This is a genomic window from Lacticaseibacillus zeae DSM 20178 = KCTC 3804, from assembly GCF_000260435.1.
Classification (GTDB): Bacteria; Bacillota; Bacilli; order Lactobacillales; family Lactobacillaceae; genus Lacticaseibacillus; species Lacticaseibacillus zeae.
Genome location: NZ_BACQ01000071.1, coordinates 1 through 2,363 on the forward strand (window position 1 = coordinate 1; position 2,363 = coordinate 2,363).

At 45.7% G+C, this 2,363-nt stretch carries 1 protein-coding gene and 2 pseudogenes; 2 read left to right on the forward strand and 1 reads right to left on the reverse strand.

Translation table 11 applies throughout. The annotated features are described in order from the left end of the window. Positions 1-353: 353 nt before the first annotated feature. Positions 354-591: pseudogene (locus GSO_RS17230) on the reverse strand (integrase core domain-containing protein); the annotation flags it as partial. On the opposite strand from GSO_RS17230, the pseudogene GSO_RS17235 reads away from it, so the two are divergent. Both GSO_RS17235 and GSO_RS13895 read left to right on the forward strand, forming a co-directional pair. Further along, positions 564-757 (forward strand): annotated as a pseudogene (locus GSO_RS17235) (ISL3 family transposase); the annotation flags it as partial. The pseudogenes GSO_RS17230 and GSO_RS17235 sit on opposite strands and share 28 nt — an antisense overlap. Positions 758-894: 137 nt before the next feature. After that, positions 895-2,310, forward strand: a complete 1,416-nt coding sequence (locus GSO_RS13895; protein ID WP_010493316.1) for an IS5-like element ISLca2 family transposase — start codon at positions 895-897, stop codon at positions 2,308-2,310. The last annotated feature ends 53 nt before the right edge of the window (positions 2,311-2,363 follow it).

The following is a 2,363-nucleotide window of genomic DNA, read 5'->3' on the forward strand; positions in this document are numbered from 1 at the left end:
CTTTTGGAGATCTCCTCGTGTGGGAGATCTTTTTTGTTGTTTTATTAGTTGCGGCGTTTAATCTGGTGTGTTGTCTGAATATCGTACTTGAAGGCATAACAAATAAGCCTACCATCGTGACGGGGTCTGTACTAGAATTTCGGACAGAAACATAAGAGAATTGATTTATCCGAAAGGAGTCCTCAAAATGACCTATTCACGCAATCGCTACGACCAAGATTTTAAGAAAAATGGATTGAAGTCAATATTTGAGACAGATTTTAAGAGACATTCAGAACCGCGTTTACCTTCCACAGCTCAAATAAATCATTAATCGCGATTAATAACTTATTTGAACCCTGGAAAGCATTAAATCAGGCGGCCATTTGGCTCGTAAGTGTTGCAATTTCAACTTGTAAGGGGGTCTGGTAGCCCAGCGAACTATGAATTCTCTTCCTAATTGTAGAAAGCATGCACATATTCAAAAAGGACGGCAGCGGCAGTTTCATAATCTCCAAAGACCGGCACTGGATAAACACATTCCTTTTTGAGGGAAGCGTGAAAGGATTCCATTGGCGCATTATCATACGGACAACCCTTACGCACAAAAGAGCCGCTACCTCTTCGGCCTGAATAAGTACTCGACCGAACAGAACGCGCTATTGATATTGGAACCGATACGTTTCCGGCCTTCAAAACAGCTTATGAAACCTACATCGATCTCCACGATGCTTTGATGGGGCGTCACGCTGATGAACTCAAGAATATCATCACTAACTAGTGGTTGCTTAAAAATTCTATAATTCAGGCAGTTAAGCTAATATATGCATTATTGCGGTATAATAAATCCATTGGAATTAGCTGTTTTCCTGCATTTTCCTTGCATTTTTTGGGAACCTACTCGGAGGTTATCGTATGGTCTATCGTCACAGCCCGCTTCAATTGTCATTTGAATCCTTTGGTGCCAGTTTAAGTACCCCACTTAGCTCTAACAATGAGTGGGTCCAGTTGGCGGAGGTCATGCCCTGGAAAGCTCTCGATGAGGCATACCAATTGGAGTTCACCAAAAATGCGGGACGTGCGGCAAAACCATTTCGTTTACTCTATGGGGCAATCCTGATCCAACAACGGATGGGTTTAACTGATCGTGGGGTGGTTGCGGCAATTCGTGATACACCCGCACTTCAATATTTCATCGGGTTGTCCGAATACAAAGCGGTTGAGCCGTTCAATTATTCCAGCCTGGCACACTTTCGCAAACGAATTGCCGATATCTCCGAGCTGATTACGAATATCATGAATGATACAGTACGCGCCAAGATCGAAGCGTTGGTCCCATTCAAAGTGGACACCGTCATCACGGACGCAACCGCAGTGCCAGTCAAAATCAAGTATCCTCAAGACACCGTCCTCCTCAACCAAGCAAGGCTGAATCTTGAGGCGATGGCGATCGATATGGCACACCAACTTGGTGTGCCAAACCCACGCATGTACAAACGCGAGGCGAAGCATTGTTGGACCTCATTTTCACGACATCCAAAGCAACAGCGTGGTGGCTTTCATAAACAGGTCAAGGCCCAACTTCAATATGTGCGCCGTGATTTGCAGTACATCAACGAATTCATCGATCAGGGTGCGACTCTACCAGATGAACAAGCGATTCGCTTAGGCGTGATTCGAATTCTATTTGACCAGCAATGGTACATGTATACCCACAAGACTCACCACGTTGAAGACCGAATTGTTAGTCTCCAACAGCCGTACATTCGCCCAATTCAACGTGGTAAGGCCAATGCTAAAGTTGAATTTGGGGCGAAGATTGACTGTTCGTTAAGTGAAGGCGTAGTCGACATTGAACGTTTTGATTTCACCGCATTCTCTGAGGGCCAAGACTTCACGGAAACTTTAGACCACTATTACGACCTTCATGGACATTATCCGGATGAAGTACTGGCCGATACGCTGTACCGTAATCGGGAGAACCTAAAGCTGTGTAAGGATTTGGGTATCCGAGTCTGCGGTCCGAAGCTTGGCCGGCATCCAAAAAACGTTGATGCAGCGAAACGGCGTGAGGATACTGATGCCGAGAATCGAAGAGGTACCATTGAACGCCGGTTTGCTTTTATGAAGGGCACGCTGGGGCTTGACTTGGTGAACACTCGGACAGCTGAATCACTGGCCGTCAAGATTGACGCGGCCATCGTCTTGAGCAATGCGCTGACCCTGTTAAGGGTATTTGCTATACCAATTTTAATTTTGGCTAAATTCGAGGGTGAGGCCTATCGAATTCGCTATAAATTTACTACAAGGGTCGAAGATATGTTGGCCTAGTTCAACAGCCACTAACTATCAGCCTAACGGCACGCCCCTAGATACGGCCATGT